This is a genomic window from Vibrio jasicida 090810c, assembly GCF_002887615.1.
Lineage (GTDB): Bacteria > Pseudomonadota > Gammaproteobacteria > Enterobacterales > Vibrionaceae > Vibrio > Vibrio jasicida.
On the sequence record NZ_CP025793.1, the window covers coordinates 494,911 to 508,836 of the forward strand.

General features: G+C 45.9%; 13 protein-coding genes. 4 read left to right on the plus strand and 9 right to left on the minus strand.

The window, feature by feature from the left end:
• The first annotated feature begins 43 nt into the window (after positions 1-43).
• Entirely contained in the window at positions 44-880 is an 837-nt protein-coding gene (locus tag C1S73_RS19835) for a DUF481 domain-containing protein (RefSeq protein ID WP_038869034.1), read from the plus strand.
• 56 nt (positions 881-936) lie between these two features.
• Here C1S73_RS19835 and C1S73_RS19840 read toward each other — a convergent pair whose 3' ends face one another.
• The 8 genes from C1S73_RS19840 to C1S73_RS19875 all read right to left on the minus strand — a co-directional run bounded on the left by C1S73_RS19840 (position 937) and on the right by C1S73_RS19875 (position 9,900).
• On the minus strand, positions 937-1,617 hold the full coding sequence (locus tag C1S73_RS19840; RefSeq protein WP_038869036.1) for a DUF2057 domain-containing protein: 681 nt from the start codon (positions 1,615-1,617) through the stop codon (positions 937-939).
• A 191-nt stretch (positions 1,618-1,808) separates the two neighbouring features.
• A complete protein-coding gene (locus tag C1S73_RS19845) occupies positions 1,809-2,960 on the minus strand; it encodes an AI-2E family transporter (protein ID WP_038869038.1) in 1,152 nt (383 codons plus the stop codon).
• Positions 2,953-3,639 (minus strand): potassium channel family protein, encoded by a 687-nt coding sequence (locus tag C1S73_RS19850; protein WP_038869040.1) that lies wholly within the window; start codon positions 3,637-3,639, stop codon positions 2,953-2,955. The genes C1S73_RS19845 and C1S73_RS19850 overlap by 8 nt, the downstream gene beginning before the upstream one ends.
• Positions 3,640-3,657: 18 nt before the next feature.
• A complete protein-coding gene (locus tag C1S73_RS19855) occupies positions 3,658-4,545 on the minus strand; it encodes an HlyD family secretion protein (RefSeq protein ID WP_038869042.1) in 888 nt (295 codons plus the stop codon).
• 12 nt (positions 4,546-4,557) lie between these two features.
• On the minus strand, positions 4,558-4,761 hold the full coding sequence (locus C1S73_RS19860) for a DUF1656 domain-containing protein (protein ID WP_019821560.1): 204 nt from the start codon (positions 4,759-4,761) through the stop codon (positions 4,558-4,560).
• A complete protein-coding gene (locus tag C1S73_RS19865; RefSeq protein WP_038869044.1) occupies positions 4,761-6,428 on the minus strand; it encodes a TolC family protein in 1,668 nt (555 codons plus the stop codon). The genes C1S73_RS19860 and C1S73_RS19865 overlap by 1 nt, the downstream gene beginning before the upstream one ends.
• A gap of 10 nt (positions 6,429-6,438) precedes the next feature.
• Positions 6,439-8,619 carry an FUSC family protein gene (locus tag C1S73_RS19870; protein WP_038869047.1) on the minus strand — a complete coding sequence of 727 codons (2,181 nt, stop codon included), beginning with the start codon at positions 8,617-8,619 and terminating at the stop codon, positions 6,439-6,441.
• Positions 8,620-9,033: 414 nt separating this feature from the next.
• Positions 9,034-9,900, minus strand: a complete 867-nt coding sequence (locus C1S73_RS19875; RefSeq protein WP_038869048.1) for a DMT family transporter — start codon at positions 9,898-9,900, stop codon at positions 9,034-9,036.
• A 206-nt stretch (positions 9,901-10,106) separates the two neighbouring features.
• On the opposite strand from C1S73_RS19875, the gene C1S73_RS19880 reads away from it, so the two are divergent.
• Both C1S73_RS19880 and C1S73_RS19885 read left to right on the plus strand, forming a co-directional pair.
• A complete protein-coding gene (locus tag C1S73_RS19880) occupies positions 10,107-10,985 on the plus strand; it encodes a 6-carboxytetrahydropterin synthase (protein ID WP_038869050.1) in 879 nt (292 codons plus the stop codon).
• 61 nt (positions 10,986-11,046) lie between these two features.
• Positions 11,047-11,922, plus strand: a complete 876-nt coding sequence (locus tag C1S73_RS19885) for an aspartoacylase (protein ID WP_038869052.1) — start codon at positions 11,047-11,049, stop codon at positions 11,920-11,922.
• Between the two features lie 8 nt (positions 11,923-11,930).
• Here the strand turns inward: C1S73_RS19885 and C1S73_RS19890 are convergent, their stop codons facing one another.
• Positions 11,931-12,848 (minus strand): LysR family transcriptional regulator, encoded by a 918-nt coding sequence (locus C1S73_RS19890; RefSeq protein ID WP_038869054.1) that lies wholly within the window; start codon positions 12,846-12,848, stop codon positions 11,931-11,933.
• A gap of 147 nt (positions 12,849-12,995) precedes the next feature.
• On the opposite strand from C1S73_RS19890, the gene C1S73_RS19895 reads away from it, so the two are divergent.
• A complete protein-coding gene (locus C1S73_RS19895; RefSeq protein ID WP_038869056.1) occupies positions 12,996-13,886 on the plus strand; it encodes an alpha/beta hydrolase in 891 nt (296 codons plus the stop codon).
• The last annotated feature ends 40 nt before the right edge of the window (positions 13,887-13,926 follow it).

Sequence of the window (13,926 nt, forward strand, 5' to 3'; positions counted from 1 at the left end):
CTACACTTTCTTCAGACATAAATTCAATCGCTTAGGATCAAGGATGATGAACAAAGCTGGTTGGGCGGTTTGTTTCGCTGCACTATTCTCTTCGGCTACTTCTGCGGGTGAATGGGAGATTGAAGCCGGTGGGTTTTTCTCCCGTACCGATACGAAACTCAACGCTTACGACCCTTATCTCGATCAAATACGCACTATCGATTTTGAATCGGATCTCGATTTGAAAGAGTTTACTGTGCTGCCTTATGTGGAGTTGGAGTATTACTTTAACCCCAAACACAGCGTGTACGCAGACTGGCGAAGTTTGCATCGAGAAGCCACCCGAACGGCGGTGACCAAGCCATTCGAAGTGACGATAGATGGAACAACGTATGCTGTTCAGGCTGGTTCAAAGCTTACAACAGAGCTGAATATTGATATTGCACGCCTAGGTTACGGTTACCAATTTTATACCAGCGATAAATGGGCGGTGGATGTATTGGCTGGGTTGCACGTGATGTGGCTGTCATTGGGTTTAGATGGCAAGCTCGGTGCGAAAGTGAGTGGAGTGGATGAAATCCCAGTGATGTTTGTTGATGATGCGGTTTTAAATGATGTCACAGCGCCATTACCAGACTTAGGTATTCGAGCTGAGTATTCGCTGAGTCCTGATTGGATTTTGAAAAGTCACGCCCAAGTCTTCTACCTAGCCGTAGATGATATTGAGGGTTACTTGTTGGAATTCGATTTGGGCGCTAAATACTTCTTTACCAATCAGTTCAGCATGACGGGGTCATTCAACTATTATGAGGTGGGCGTTGATTATGAAAGTGACAAATCAGCATTGGATGTCACTTATCGGTTTTACGGGCCGATGCTGACCATGGCGTATACATTCTGATATTAAAAAAGCCACATTCGAGTGTGGCTTTTTGCATTTAGCTATACGTGACTAAATCAACGTGCTTGTTGCTGGTTGATGTACGCTTTAAAGCGCGCTTGTGTTTCTGCGTCTGCTTTTTGGTACCAGAAGTGCAGCATCTCTTCAGCTGTTGAATCGGCTTTCATGGTCGCAGGTTTAGTTTGCTTCATGTCCGCTGGGATCTTTGCAGGAAGTGTTGCTGGTTGAATTACTGCAGCACTTACAACGCCAACTGCCGCAACACCGCCAGCTTTGTTGTAATCTTCCACTTCACGAACGTAATCACGACCGATTTGCATGCCAGGCTTCATAAGCTTGTCTTGCTCAACTGCGATAGCGTTGCCAGAAGCATCAACCAGTTTCCAATCTAGATCTTTGATTTTGTTTTCGGCTTCACGAAGGTCGCGGTATTCCGGCAGTTGTAGAGTCAGCTCTGCATCTGTCGCGTCGAAACGCGTTACGATCACGTCACTCTCAACGCTTAGGCGGTCATTACCTTGGCTGAAATATGGCGCGTAACGGAACACAACTTGGTTTACGCCGTCAGGTAGAGTGAAGCTCTTTTCCGAAGCAAAGAAGCCACCAGATAGTTTTACTTTTTCGCCGTTTGCGGCCAAAACTGAAACGTCGTCAGGAACATTTACGGTTACATCCGCGAATGCCATTCCGCTCATAGCAAGAGCAAGCGCGCAAGTTAAAGGCTTGATCAATTTCATTGTTTTTATCCTAAGCACTGTCATTTGTGGTCACCGAGAGTGCATCGTAAAGTGCTTTATTGCAACTCTCGAATGTAAGAAGTATGAAAATTTAACAAGAACGTCATTTTAATCTTATTCGCGTCGATGAAACTGTGAGCCAAATAGCTCAAACCGCTGCAAGCAGCGGTTTGTTTCAATTGATAGAACGATTAGATACCAGCGCCGTGTCCGGCTTCGTTTTGTCTGGAATCTCGCTCGGCATTTTCCTCTAATGCTTCTTGCTGCTGTTGCGCTTTTTCAATGTTCAACCACCACACGAACAGCTCGTACCAAATCGCTAGAATAACAGCACCTAAGAATAGGCCGACAATGCCGTAGAACAACATACCGCCGATGGCACCTAGCAGAATGACGGGCATTGGTACATCCACACCACGACCCATCAACATTGGTTTGAATAGGTTTTCAGATAGTGCTGCAACCACAACCCAAACCGTAAACATGGTTGCTGTGCTGGTGTCTTGCGTCATGTACATGTAACCAACGACTGGCAGTACTGCCAATAGAGCAGGTAGCTGTGCGATACAAAGAATCATCAGTACTAGTGTTAGTAAGCCCGCAGCCGGAACGCCAAAGATGAAGAACCCCGCACCAATTAATAGAGCCTGAATGGCTGCTACACCAACAACGCCAAGTAACACACTCTTGATGGTCGCTGCAATAAGCGTTGTCCAGCTCTTCGCATTATCACCCGCAGTACGAACCGCGATGGTTTTCAAGCCAGATGCTAGAGACTCAGAGTAAGTCATAAAGCCAGCAGCAATCGCTAGAGAGATGATTGATAGTAGTAAGCTACCCAGTGCACCACCGACCATACCAAGCAGAGAAGTCAGACCAGCCTTAATTTGAGGCATAAAGGTTTGGATTGCTTTTTCTAGGTTGGTCGCAAACAGCGTCCATACTTCGTAAAGCTTGTCACCGACCAAAGGCCAATCTGCTACCGATGCTTTTGGACCTGGGATCTTAATGTCACCACTTTGCAGTACGTCCAGCGCATGCGTTGCGCCATCGACAATAGAACCCGATACCATGACTAAAGGTGTAACCAATAGCGCGATACCCAGCAAGGCGATGGTCGTTGCAGCGAGGCCACGTTTACCACCATACACTTTTGCCAGCTTTTTACAGATTGGCATCAGAGCAACGGCAATGATGGCACCCCAAATCACCGGAAGGATGAAAGGTTTGATGATGTCGTATGTAAACATCAGCAAGATCAAGATCAAGCCGATTCGTATTGCAGATTCCACCATGTTACTGATGAAAACCTTACTTTCGATTTTTACCGATTGTTTATCCATTTTTGTTTACCTGATGTTCAATGTTGGAACTGACGAGACTTGAAACAACAATCGCCATATAAAACACGCCTACGATGGCCTCTAGATACACGACGACTTGCGCCAAAGGTGTTAGAGGGCTGATGTCGCCATAACCGAGAGTGGTTAGAGTGACGAAACTGAAATACGCTGCGTTAGAGAAGTTTTGGCCCCATGAGATGGCTTCCATCCCAGTGAATGAGTTTGGGGAAAACTCCAGCAGAATGAGGTAAGCAATTGCCCACATCAGACCGAGCAGCAAGAAGAGTGCAACAGATCCAATCACCTTGTTGGTGTTCACATGTCCAGTGAAAAGAATCTGTCTTGCAATCGATTTAAACGTACCAAAGAAGAAGGCGAAGGTTAGGGCGAGCATCACTACGTCCATCTCTTTGATGCCTAATACTGCTTTGATGGCAATGACCACGATCCACGTACCTAACAAGGTATAAAGGAAGCGTGACCAGTTCTTATCAAAACGCAGACTCGCCATACAAACGATGAAAGTCAGAATGGTGAAGCCTTGCAGAAGATGCTCCATTGCACCTTCCCCTACGACTTGTACAAACGCACCACCGATCAACAGACCGATAAGCGCTAACGTCAGGTAGAAGAAGTTGTTTTCTTCATTGATGTTTTTGAGTTTTTTTCCAATAGCCATGGTTTGCCTGTTTAACTCCTATTCTTGTTCTTGTGATGAGTCCTTCATCACCATGATGGAAGCGGAAAGCCCGAATCTCAGATCAACGCCTTCCGGCAATTCATGCAATGACACTCGAACAGGAATACGTTGTGCTAGGCGAATCCATTGGAATACCGGGTTCACGTTAGGCAGAAGGTTATAGCCCACGGTGCCGTCTTTTGGGGCGATACCCCAACCGATAGAATCGACGGTGGCATCGATTGGTGTGTCTGGGTGTGACATCAGAGTAACGCGCGCATCACTGCCCGGAGCAATTTGCGCTAATTGGTTTTCACGGAAGAACCCAAATACCCAGAAACTGTCTTTATCGATAAGGGCAACCAAAGGTTGGTTCGCAACGGCTTGTGTACCGTCGCGGATATCAAGGTTAGAGACAAAACCGTCAACCGAGGCATAAATCTTGGTGTAGCTAAGGTTTAAACGAGCTGATTTCAATTGCTCTTCAGCGGATTTGATTTGCAGCAGTGACTCTTCGTAGGTGATCTCACGGCGGATTAAGTCTTTGTGAGAAACTGCGCCGCGGTCTTTAGCACGAATGTCTTTCAAACGATCGTACTCTATCTTCTTGCCGCGTGAACTGACGATAGACTTTTGCAATGCCACTTCTGCTTGTGAGAGGGCAACTTCGTAAGTGGTAGGGTCGATCTCAAATAGCAGATCGCCTTTCTTTACTTCTTGGTTATCTTGCACGGTGACATTGACGATAGGGCCAGAGACTCTCGGCGCCACCTTAATGACATTGGCACGAACTTGGCCATCTCGGGTCCAAGGGTTATTAAAATACTCTTCGAACTTCTGATAGCCGAACCAAGCCGCGCCACCAAGAATGACAAGATTGAGTGCAATAACGAGTAGTTTTTTCATCTTGTTGGGCACCTAAAACTGTATATAAAAACTGTCGATGGCCACCACGTAAAACACCATGATGGCAAGGAATGTCAGGGACGGAAACGCAATAAAACGAGACAGACGTGTTTTGTTTAAAATGATCACGGTAATCCAAGTGGCAGTAACCGATAAAAACAGCACTAGCAACAGTGGTGAGAAGTACACGTCACCCCAAGAGAGTTCATGTGGCATTATTGAGCCTCCCCTTCTTGTGGTGCGTTATTGCTTTCTGCTTGATCTTTCGAGGCTGAGTCCTCGATACGATAAGGCGGCAGCACACGTGCTTCTTCATCCAAGTAGCCGTCCCAATCGCTGCGTTCTTGCATTTGCTTTGCTACACCTTCCGACAAGAAAGGTTTGCCCGTTTGGGCCTCCCAGCCACCACCGAGCGCTTTGTATAAGGCGACAACTTGGTTAGCAACATTGCCTTTGATGGTGGCGTAGCTGTCTTCCGCACGCGTCATTTTCTCTACTGAGTTGAGTAGACGTTCAAACGAAATTTGGCCATTCTCATACTGAGTCATCGAGATATTGAATGCACGAATAGAGGAGTTCACCGATTGCAGACGCAATGACTTTTGCTCCAAGTAAAGATCATAAGCCTCCAGCGCATTGGTCACTTCATTGACTGCTTGCAGAACTTTCTTGTTGTAGTTAGTGAGCGTTTCTTGGAACTTCGCATCTTCAAATCGAATGTTATTTTTCACACGGCCGTACTGGAATATGTTCCAACTGAATGTCGGACCTATCACCATGGTGAGCGAGTCACTGAAGCTAAAGCTGCTGCCATCTGGCACTGTGCTGTCTATGCCGATAGAACCAAAAAGGGAAAAACTAGGATAGAGAGCCGTTTCAGCAACACCGATTTGCGCACTTTGCGCACGAGCTTGCATTTCAGATACTTGCAAGTCAGGACGACGCATCACTAAGTTCGCATCCACTTGGTTATCAAGCAGAGGAGGGCGAGGCACGATTGAACGTTCATCATTACCGGAGAGCGCTGGCTTTCTTCCTGAGGATTTAAATTGGGCTTCGTAATCCGCCATTCGCTGTGCAAAGCCCGCGGATTTCAACAATCCTTCAACCTCTTCTGGCAAGACACCAAGTAACAACGCTAACGCGGTTCGGGATTGCTTCATCGCGATTTCTAACGAAGGTTGCGCTGCTTTGGTGTTGAAGAGCTGGTTTTTTGCTTGTTGAACGTCGAGTTCCGTAACGTTGCCAGAATCAAACTGGACTTGAGTGATGTTCACCACACGTTCTTGGATCTCGATATTTCGGCGAGAAAGCAGAATACGTTCTTGGAAAGTACGGTAGTTAATGTAGTTGCGAGCCACTTCCGCAGTGATGGTGACCATAATGTCGTGATAAGACGCAATCGACGCGTAATAGCCTGCTTCGGCAGACTCAATTCCACGTGCGTATTTGCCCCAAATGTCCATCTCCCAACCCGCATCAAATGACAACGCGGCATTATTGACACCTTTGTCGTTCACATAAGCTCGCGCTAAGTTACCGGAGACGGTTTGTACTTGTGGGTACTGCAACCCAGTCGATATGCCCAGTAGTGAACGTGCTTGAACGATGCGCAGGCCAGCTGCCTCAAGGTCAAGGTTTTGTTGGCTGGCCATCTCAACCAACAGGTTAAGGGTCGGGTCGTTAAATTGCTGCCACCACTGCTGCAATTTTTGCTCTGACTGCTCTGCGTCTTGCGTGGCGGCGGCTTTTTCTACCGACCAGTCACTTGGCAAGGCGGTTTGCTCTGGGTGGACATAATCCGGACCCAAAGTCGTACACGCACTTAATCCGAGTATAGAGAGTATGGCGAGGCTTGGTTTAGTTAGTTTTAGAAGCATCATATCCTCACCTTTAAAACCGCTTCTGACGTAAGTTCACCCAATCGATATCCTCATAGGTTTGCTTGCATTGGTTGATCGCTTCGAACACGTTCCGTTTTAAATTCAGCAAGATATAAAAACCAGCAATCTCTGAATAAGCGTAGTCAGATAAATCCAACTCACTAAAGAAATCTTCCAGTTTATTTTCAAAGGATTGGTAATCTTGGCTGTATTGTTCGAAGACAGTATCGAGTTCAGTTGTTGGCTGATGGCTTGCTAATGCGCCTGCCATCAGGGGTAATATGGAATCGGTATGCTTGCTGCGTAACTGTTTGATAAGTGGGTTACTTAATAACTTTTGTTCCGCTGCAATCAGGATGTTGACGTGGTTACTCAACGCATCGCAGGATTTACTGAATGCGCCGATCGCCTCTGGTGTCGTTTTGTCAAACAGTTTGTGGTTGACCTTTGAGCCCCACACTTTGAGTTTTTTCGAAGACACATTCAGAGTGACCAAGTGCAGTGAGCGCTTGACGGATTTGAAGCTGGAGTTTGATGGCTGATGATAACTGCTAAACAGGTCGCCAACGTGTCGGAAATACCGCTCTTTCAAAGTCAGGAACAAATGCTCAGGGCGAGAGCTGAATGGAAAGTAATGTGCAAAAATGATCATAAACACCACCATGTAGAACAGGGTCATGATCGTCATTAGAATCCCGAAGTGATAGGTCATGTTGTTGTCGAGTCCGAGCACAAACAGGCCAATCATGTAGAAGATCGTTACCGGTCCTTTAAACAGATAGAAGCCGATAAAGGTGTAGATGAAGATGAACAAGCCGAGCTCACCGCCGAGCTCTAATCCCGGTAAGATGAAGACGTACGAAGGCACCGCAAATAGGAAGCCAAACGTAAACAAAATCAGCAACATAAATGGGTGAACGGGTACGAATGACAGCAATGACATAAAGATGGTCGAGAAGGTAACGAATGAGTAACCACCAGGAGGATTGAAGTAAATCCAAATCAACCCTGCTACCCAATAAGTCGTAAAGGTTTTCACTGCTGTTTTAAAGTTCTCCGCATCCCACCAAAGGAACTTACTTTTTTGTTTCGGCAGTTCTTGCTTGAAAGACACATTGTTCGTGACGGAATCAATACAGCTGATGCTTTCTGATAGGCGAGATAAGCTTTGATGCATTAACTTTAGCAAGTGACCAAGAGTAAGAGCGGAGCCTTTGGTTAGGTGGGAGGCATTCGATAGTGCTTCTTGGTTGTAATCAATGCTGAGTTCTTGCGCACGATAAGCTGGACCTTCGTACTCCCACATTTCTTGGCAGGTTTGAAATAGGGTCTGGATCTCTTTAACCACTTGATCAAAGTTGTTGATGCAATCACGGTCTTGCTGATGGCTAAAGTGGCTGTGTGCCGCGACACTGAGTTCTTGAGTGATTTGTTTATTGAAGTGAACAGCGAGTTGCCATTCTTTCATGTAAGCCGAGACATCACTGCATTCAACACTGACCATGGCGAAGCGCTGTTCTAGCGCATTCTGAGCAGTGAAAACCTTATCTAATAACTCATCAATCGTGGGAGTCGGTTCTTCATCTTCATCCCCTTCTTTTTGTTCAGAGGAAGAGGCGTTAACGTGGTGTGGCGTTGTCTTTTCTTCGAAATTTTGCAAGATCGCTGCGAACAAAGTTTGCTGAGCTTGGTTAAGCTGCTCGATCATCTGGCGCAAATTCTGTTCTGTTTTGGTCGGCCACAAAAAAGTACCAACCAAGGTATAAATGACGACACCAAAAATAGTCATGTGGGCACGATCAACACCGTACATGAATGCGCCCTCGGCATCTCCGCCATTAGACATCATCAAAACCATTACGCCGGTTAGAGCTAATAATGTCGGGTCTTTTTGGTAGGCATTGCGGAAGTAGAAGATAAAAGACACAACCACTGAAACACTAAACATGTACATTAAGCGATCTTGCGCGAACATGCCTACCAACAATAAGCCAATGACGGCACCGACTAGTGTACCAAGTACTCGTAGTGTCCCTTTTGCTAATGATTCGCGACGGCTGCCTGTAGAAGCAATCAGCATGACAGTCGTTGCTGCGGTTGAAGCTTGCGGCCAACCCATCGCAAATGGGATCAGATAAGCCAGAGTTAGGCTAAGCGCGACTTTTGTGGCGAATTTGATTTTATCGTTCATAGTGTCAAAGTTTGCTCAGGCTTATAGTTGTAAGTAAATGAATTTACTCGGTCAATAATCAGAATTTCGTTCTGAATAAAATGCGGAGGCGGAATATAGCGAGTGAAAAGAGGTGGTTTGTAAATCCTTTGTCAAAACCAAATTAGGGTTAGACGCCACAATCGTTCCTTACGCCTTACTGCTGCTGGCGCGAGAGGAAAATGAGAAAGAAAACGTTTAACTAGAAAATCTCATTAGTGATACAGATTTGCAGGAATTACCAAGCCAAGTTTTCAATCAATACATAGAGCCGGTGCGTTATCGGCAGCGTTCACGTCCAAATTTGTGAGACTGACTGCCTATAGAAAAGCATAGATGATGATAGCTAAGTAGATAGGAAAGTTTTTATTTTTTATTGGCTTGCCGAGAGCAGTGCTACTTTTTGAGATCGATATTAGGTTTTTGAGCGCGAGATAAAAATACTAACGCAATACCGCTGAGGATGATTAGGCTGGTCATGACTGAGTGGAATGTCAATGTTTCACCGAGTAACAGCGAGCCAAGCAGCAAGGCGATAGCAGGAACCGAGAGTTGGCTGACTGCAGCTTGTAACAATGACAGCTTTCGCATTACTTGATACCAGAGCACGTAGCCGAAACCGGAAGCAATGGCACCCGATGCAACAGCCAACAATATGCCTTGTATTGTAAAGTGAGCGGGAGCTGATAAGAGAGGAGAGAGCATAAGACCGAACAAAGAAGCGGTGATAAACCCCCACGTAATGCCACTACTTGGTGTCGGTGCTTGTTTACCAAGTGCGGTAAAACCTGCCCAACAAATACCAGAAGCGACCATTAATATTGCTGACCAAATATCAGGACGAGTCGCAGATGGCAGCATCAACCATGTAAAGCCAATCAAAGATACCGCAATACCGATCAACTCGAGCGTTCTAAATTGTTGTCCTTGCCACCAATACAGCGCGAGCAATGTGAGCTGGACGGCACCAAAAAGTAACAAAGCCCCCGTGCCTGCTGCTAGTTTTATATAGGCAAAAGAGAAGAGTGTGGCGTAACCAAAGAGTGCTAACCCTGCGAGTACGCTGAACTTGGTTGTCGGTCGTTGGCTATGCCAGTTTCCACGAATGAGAAGAATGAAAACTAATATGACTGTGCCTGAGAGCAAGCGGATAAGGGTAAAATTGCCAGCATCAATCAATCCTTCTGCCAATGCCAAACGACAGAGCAGTGAATTGGCAGCAAATGCCATCATGGCAATCGCAGTCAGTAAAAATGTCGACATTCCTTATCCTTATTTATCGTAAGAGCTGGCAGTGTAGCGCCAAATATCAAGTACGGACTAGTTGATAAAGTGATTAGTTATAGCGGAAAATATCGCTCAAGCTGGAATGAGAACAGACAACGTTAGGTTAAATTGAGTAGAAATTGCAATTGTTATAACATAACAATAATTTTAAATCCCTAAACTAGATGAATGAGGAATTCAGTTTGAATTTATTTGTTAAGGACCTCACTGTTATTGATGCTTCTTACTTGTGCGCAACACGAGGAATGGTCGGAGAGAGTTGGATTCTTGATGTCGTAATGCATGGTGATCTCAACGAGATGAGCATGGTGCTGGATTTCTCTAAAGTGAAAAAGCAAATTAAACAATTGGTTGATGAACACGTAGACCATCGACTGCTTGTACCGTCAAAGAACTCAGCAGTGCATTCTGCGCATGTGAAAGCGGGTTATTCTCAAGTTGATCTCATTCGCGGTGAAAAAAGTATTCATTTGAACTGCCCCGATGAAGCATTCTGCTTTATTGAAACCGAAGCTATCTCGATTGAAAGTGTGACTGAGCATATTCACAAGGTGTTGATCGGTCATTTGCCAAGCAACGTGGCTTCAATCGACGTTACCTTACGCCATGAACAGATTAATGGTGCGTATTACCACTATACCCATGGTTTAAAAAAACACGACGGCAACTGCCAACGCATTGCACACGGGCATCGTTCACCGATTGAAATCTTGACTGATGGTGAACGTGATACCGCTCGTGAACACGCTTTTGCACAGCGTTGGCAAGACATCTACCTCGCGTCCATCGAAGACCTAGTCGAGATTGGTCATCTGGAGCTGAGTGAACATGCAAGCCTTATCAACTGCGACACGCATTTTGGGTTCCGGTATACCACTTCACAAGGTGACTTCCAACTTGCTATCGCACATAGCGAAACTGAAGTATTAGATACGGATACGACGGTAGAGCTACTGGCTGTATTTATTGCCAATGACATTGCCCCTTCATTGGTTAAAGGGCAGTCGTTACAAGTCATCGCTTATGAAGGCGTAGGGAAAGGAGCGATGGCGTTTCGTTAAAATAGCTTCGCCCATTGTCAATCAAAGCTAACTTTTACTTAATTTTTGGAATATCACTTTTATGGACAAACTCAATCGTGTTCTGCTCGTGGCAGGTACGCATGGCAATGAGCTTTCTGGTATTTACCTTCAAAAGCTCATCAAAGACCGTCTTTATGTTGCCGACCGTTCGACGTTCAATACTCAGTGTGTACTTGGCAACCCTGAAGCGGTTAAGCAAAACGTTCGTTATGTTGAGACGGATCTCAACCGTGAATTTGCCTTGGTGAATCAATCATCGCCTGCGACTCAACAAGAAACCGAAGTCGCGCAGCAATTCACGCAAGTACATGCTCGCCAAGAGAATCAATTGATCGTCGATCTGCACAACACTACTAGTAATATGGGCGCAACCCTGATCTTGGTGTCGAACAACGCGTTTTATCGAAAGATGGGGGCGTATGTGAAGCAACGTATGCCAGAAGCCAACATCTTGTTTGAAGACAGAAAAGAGTGGGACGACCAACCTTATTTATGCACCACAGGGAAGTATGGTGTGATGATTGAAGTTGGTGCTCAAGCCCATGGTTCGTTGAAATATGAAACCTTGGAGCTGATGAAGAAAATGTTGACCATGGTTCTGGACTACGTTGAAGTGCATAACCTTGGAGAAGTTGGCGAACTGAGTGACTATGACGCTTATTTTTACACCGAAGAGGTCATGATTCCTCTCGGCCAAGATGGTATGCGCGTTGCGACGGTACACCCAATGATCTGCGGGCGTGATTTCGAAGTGGTAAAGCCGGGAGAGCCATTACTCGCGACTTTCTTTGGTTACGATATCTTCTGGGAAGGCAAACAAGATATCTATCCGCACTTCATCAATGAGAGTGCATACAGCAAAGCCAATATCGCTATGGCACTTGCTGAGAAAAAGGTTGTGAGCGCGAGTAATTGAAACCGAGCTCAGTTTGAATCGCCGCCTTCGCGTTTGAACTGCTTATAGTGCTCTTCGAATCGGCTTGCGATCCAATTCATAAGCATTTTGACTCTTGGCAGTTGATATTTGACTGGCGGGCAGACGAGCGAAAGTAAGGTTTTTTCTGACCATTCAGGGAGTACTTCGATAAGTTTCCCTGATGTTAAATCAGCATGGCAGTACACATCGGTCAGTCGCGTGACCCCTAGCCCAGAAATCGCGGCGTGGCGCATTGTTCTACCCGTTGCCGCTTGAATACCTTGCCCTACATTGATAACGCGTTGCTCTTTGTGATTCTTCATGATCCAATGCTCTACACTGCCATGAATCAAAGGCAAGGCTTTAAGATCTTCTGGGACGAGGATCTTCGGGTGCCGTTCGAGAAAATCCGGGCTTGCGACATAGTGTGTGCGAAGTGTGGTGAGTCGGCGCGCAATGAGAGTCGAGTCTGGCATCTCACCAACACGTAGCACCAAGTCGTAGCTATCTTCAATCAGATCGACGCGATGTTTTGAGAAGTCGAGCTCTACTTCAACGTTCGGGTAGGCGGCTTGAAAACTCATCACCAATGGTGCAATAAGCTCTTCACCAATCGGACCTCCAACAGAATTCATGTGAATCCGACCCTTAATTTCGCTGGTGGCTTGCTGTGCCCATTCTGCGGCGGAATCCAGTTGGAGCATCGCTTCTTTACATTTACGAAAGTAACCATCGCCAATCTCAGTAAGGCGGAGCTGACGTGTGGTTCTATAGAGTAACTGAACACCTAGCGAGGACTCTAATTCACTCACGAGCTGACTTACGTTTGCCTTTGATGCGCCCATCGTTTCGGCTGCGGAGGTGAAGCTTCCACATTCCGCTACATAAATAAACGCTCGAATACCGCGCCAAGATAGATTGTTCATATAAACCTAACAGTGTTTTCATAATGGCTATATATATCCGAATAATAGCGCTCCTTATACTTGTTTAAAAGAGAGGAGCAGAGTGCAAATGTTTGTGAATGCTCGTCTTTATCATCTAAAAACCGTTAAACATAGAGAGTGAATCGAGTGACAGTAACAAGATATGAGGCTTCATTTTTCAGCAATGGCAATCGACTTGCAGCGGAAATTCATCGTCCATCCGTAGTGGAAAACCCTTTACCAGCGGTTTTGATTGCTGCGCCACAGGCGGGTGTGAAAGAGCAGACGGTAAGAATCTACGCCGAGAAAATAGCTGCCAAGGGATTTGTGGTATTAACGTTTGACCATGCCAGTTTTGGCGCCAGTGAAGGTGCGCCAAGATTTCATGAAAACCCATACAATAAAGCGGAAGATTGCCGCAACGGGGTAACTTATTTACGTTCCTTAACGTATGTGAATAGTGAGCAAATCCATGGGTTAGGTGTTTGTTCTGGCGGTGGATATTTAGCTCATGCCGTTGCGACAGATAGACGAGTAAAATCACTTGCGACCGTGAGTGCTTACTTTGACCACCGAGGCTTTTATCACAACGTCATTGGTCGAGAGGGTTTGTTAGATTTACTGCTTAAAGGTAATGAAGCGAGAGAACGTTATCTGGCTACTGGGCAGATTGATTTTCTGCCTCATGCACCAACTGAAGACAGTGAGGAAATGCCACGTCTGTTCCGAGAGTTCTACCAGTACTACATGACAGAGCGCGGAGCAAAATGCTTATACGAGAGCAAGTTTTTGCCTTGGTCTTATGAAACGTTGGCTAACTTTTCAGCTTTGGATATTGCAGCAAACCTGACACCGACACCACTGCTGATGATTGTCGGTACAGAAGCGGATTCCGCATACGAAAGTGAGCAAATGTTTGATGCGGCTTCGCAGCCTAAACAGCTGATTCGAATTGAAGGTGCGAATCACATTGGGCTCTATGACGAAGACGAATATGTTGATCAAGCTGTTGAGCAGATCATCGAGTTTTTTAGCTAATCACACCATTAGAAGAAAAAGGGGCGAGAACATCGCCCCT

Excerpts from the sequence above, each read along its gene's own strand:
- C1S73_RS19835 (WP_038869034.1), top strand. The coding sequence starts at position 44 with ATGATGAACAAAGCTGGTTGGGCGGTTTGTTTCGCTGCACTATTCTCT.
- C1S73_RS19855 (WP_038869042.1), bottom strand. The coding sequence starts at position 4,545 with ATGAAAAAACTACTCGTTATTGCACTCAATCTTGTCATTCTTGGTGGC.
- C1S73_RS19850 (WP_038869040.1), bottom strand. The coding sequence starts at position 3,639 with ATGGCTATTGGAAAAAAACTCAAAAACATCAATGAAGAAAACAACTTC.
- C1S73_RS19845 (WP_038869038.1), bottom strand. The coding sequence starts at position 2,960 with ATGGATAAACAATCGGTAAAAATCGAAAGTAAGGTTTTCATCAGTAAC.
- C1S73_RS19865 (WP_038869044.1), bottom strand. The coding sequence starts at position 6,428 with ATGATGCTTCTAAAACTAACTAAACCAAGCCTCGCCATACTCTCTATA.
- C1S73_RS19840 (WP_038869036.1), bottom strand. The coding sequence starts at position 1,617 with ATGAAATTGATCAAGCCTTTAACTTGCGCGCTTGCTCTTGCTATGAGC.
- C1S73_RS19860 (WP_019821560.1), bottom strand. The coding sequence starts at position 4,761 with ATGCCACATGAACTCTCTTGGGGTGACGTGTACTTCTCACCACTGTTG.
- C1S73_RS19870 (WP_038869047.1), bottom strand. The coding sequence starts at position 8,619 with ATGAACGATAAAATCAAATTCGCCACAAAAGTCGCGCTTAGCCTAACT.
- C1S73_RS19875 (WP_038869048.1), bottom strand. The coding sequence starts at position 9,900 with ATGTCGACATTTTTACTGACTGCGATTGCCATGATGGCATTTGCTGCC.
- C1S73_RS19885 (WP_038869052.1), top strand. The coding sequence starts at position 11,047 with ATGGACAAACTCAATCGTGTTCTGCTCGTGGCAGGTACGCATGGCAAT.
- C1S73_RS19890 (WP_038869054.1), bottom strand. The coding sequence starts at position 12,848 with ATGAACAATCTATCTTGGCGCGGTATTCGAGCGTTTATTTATGTAGCG.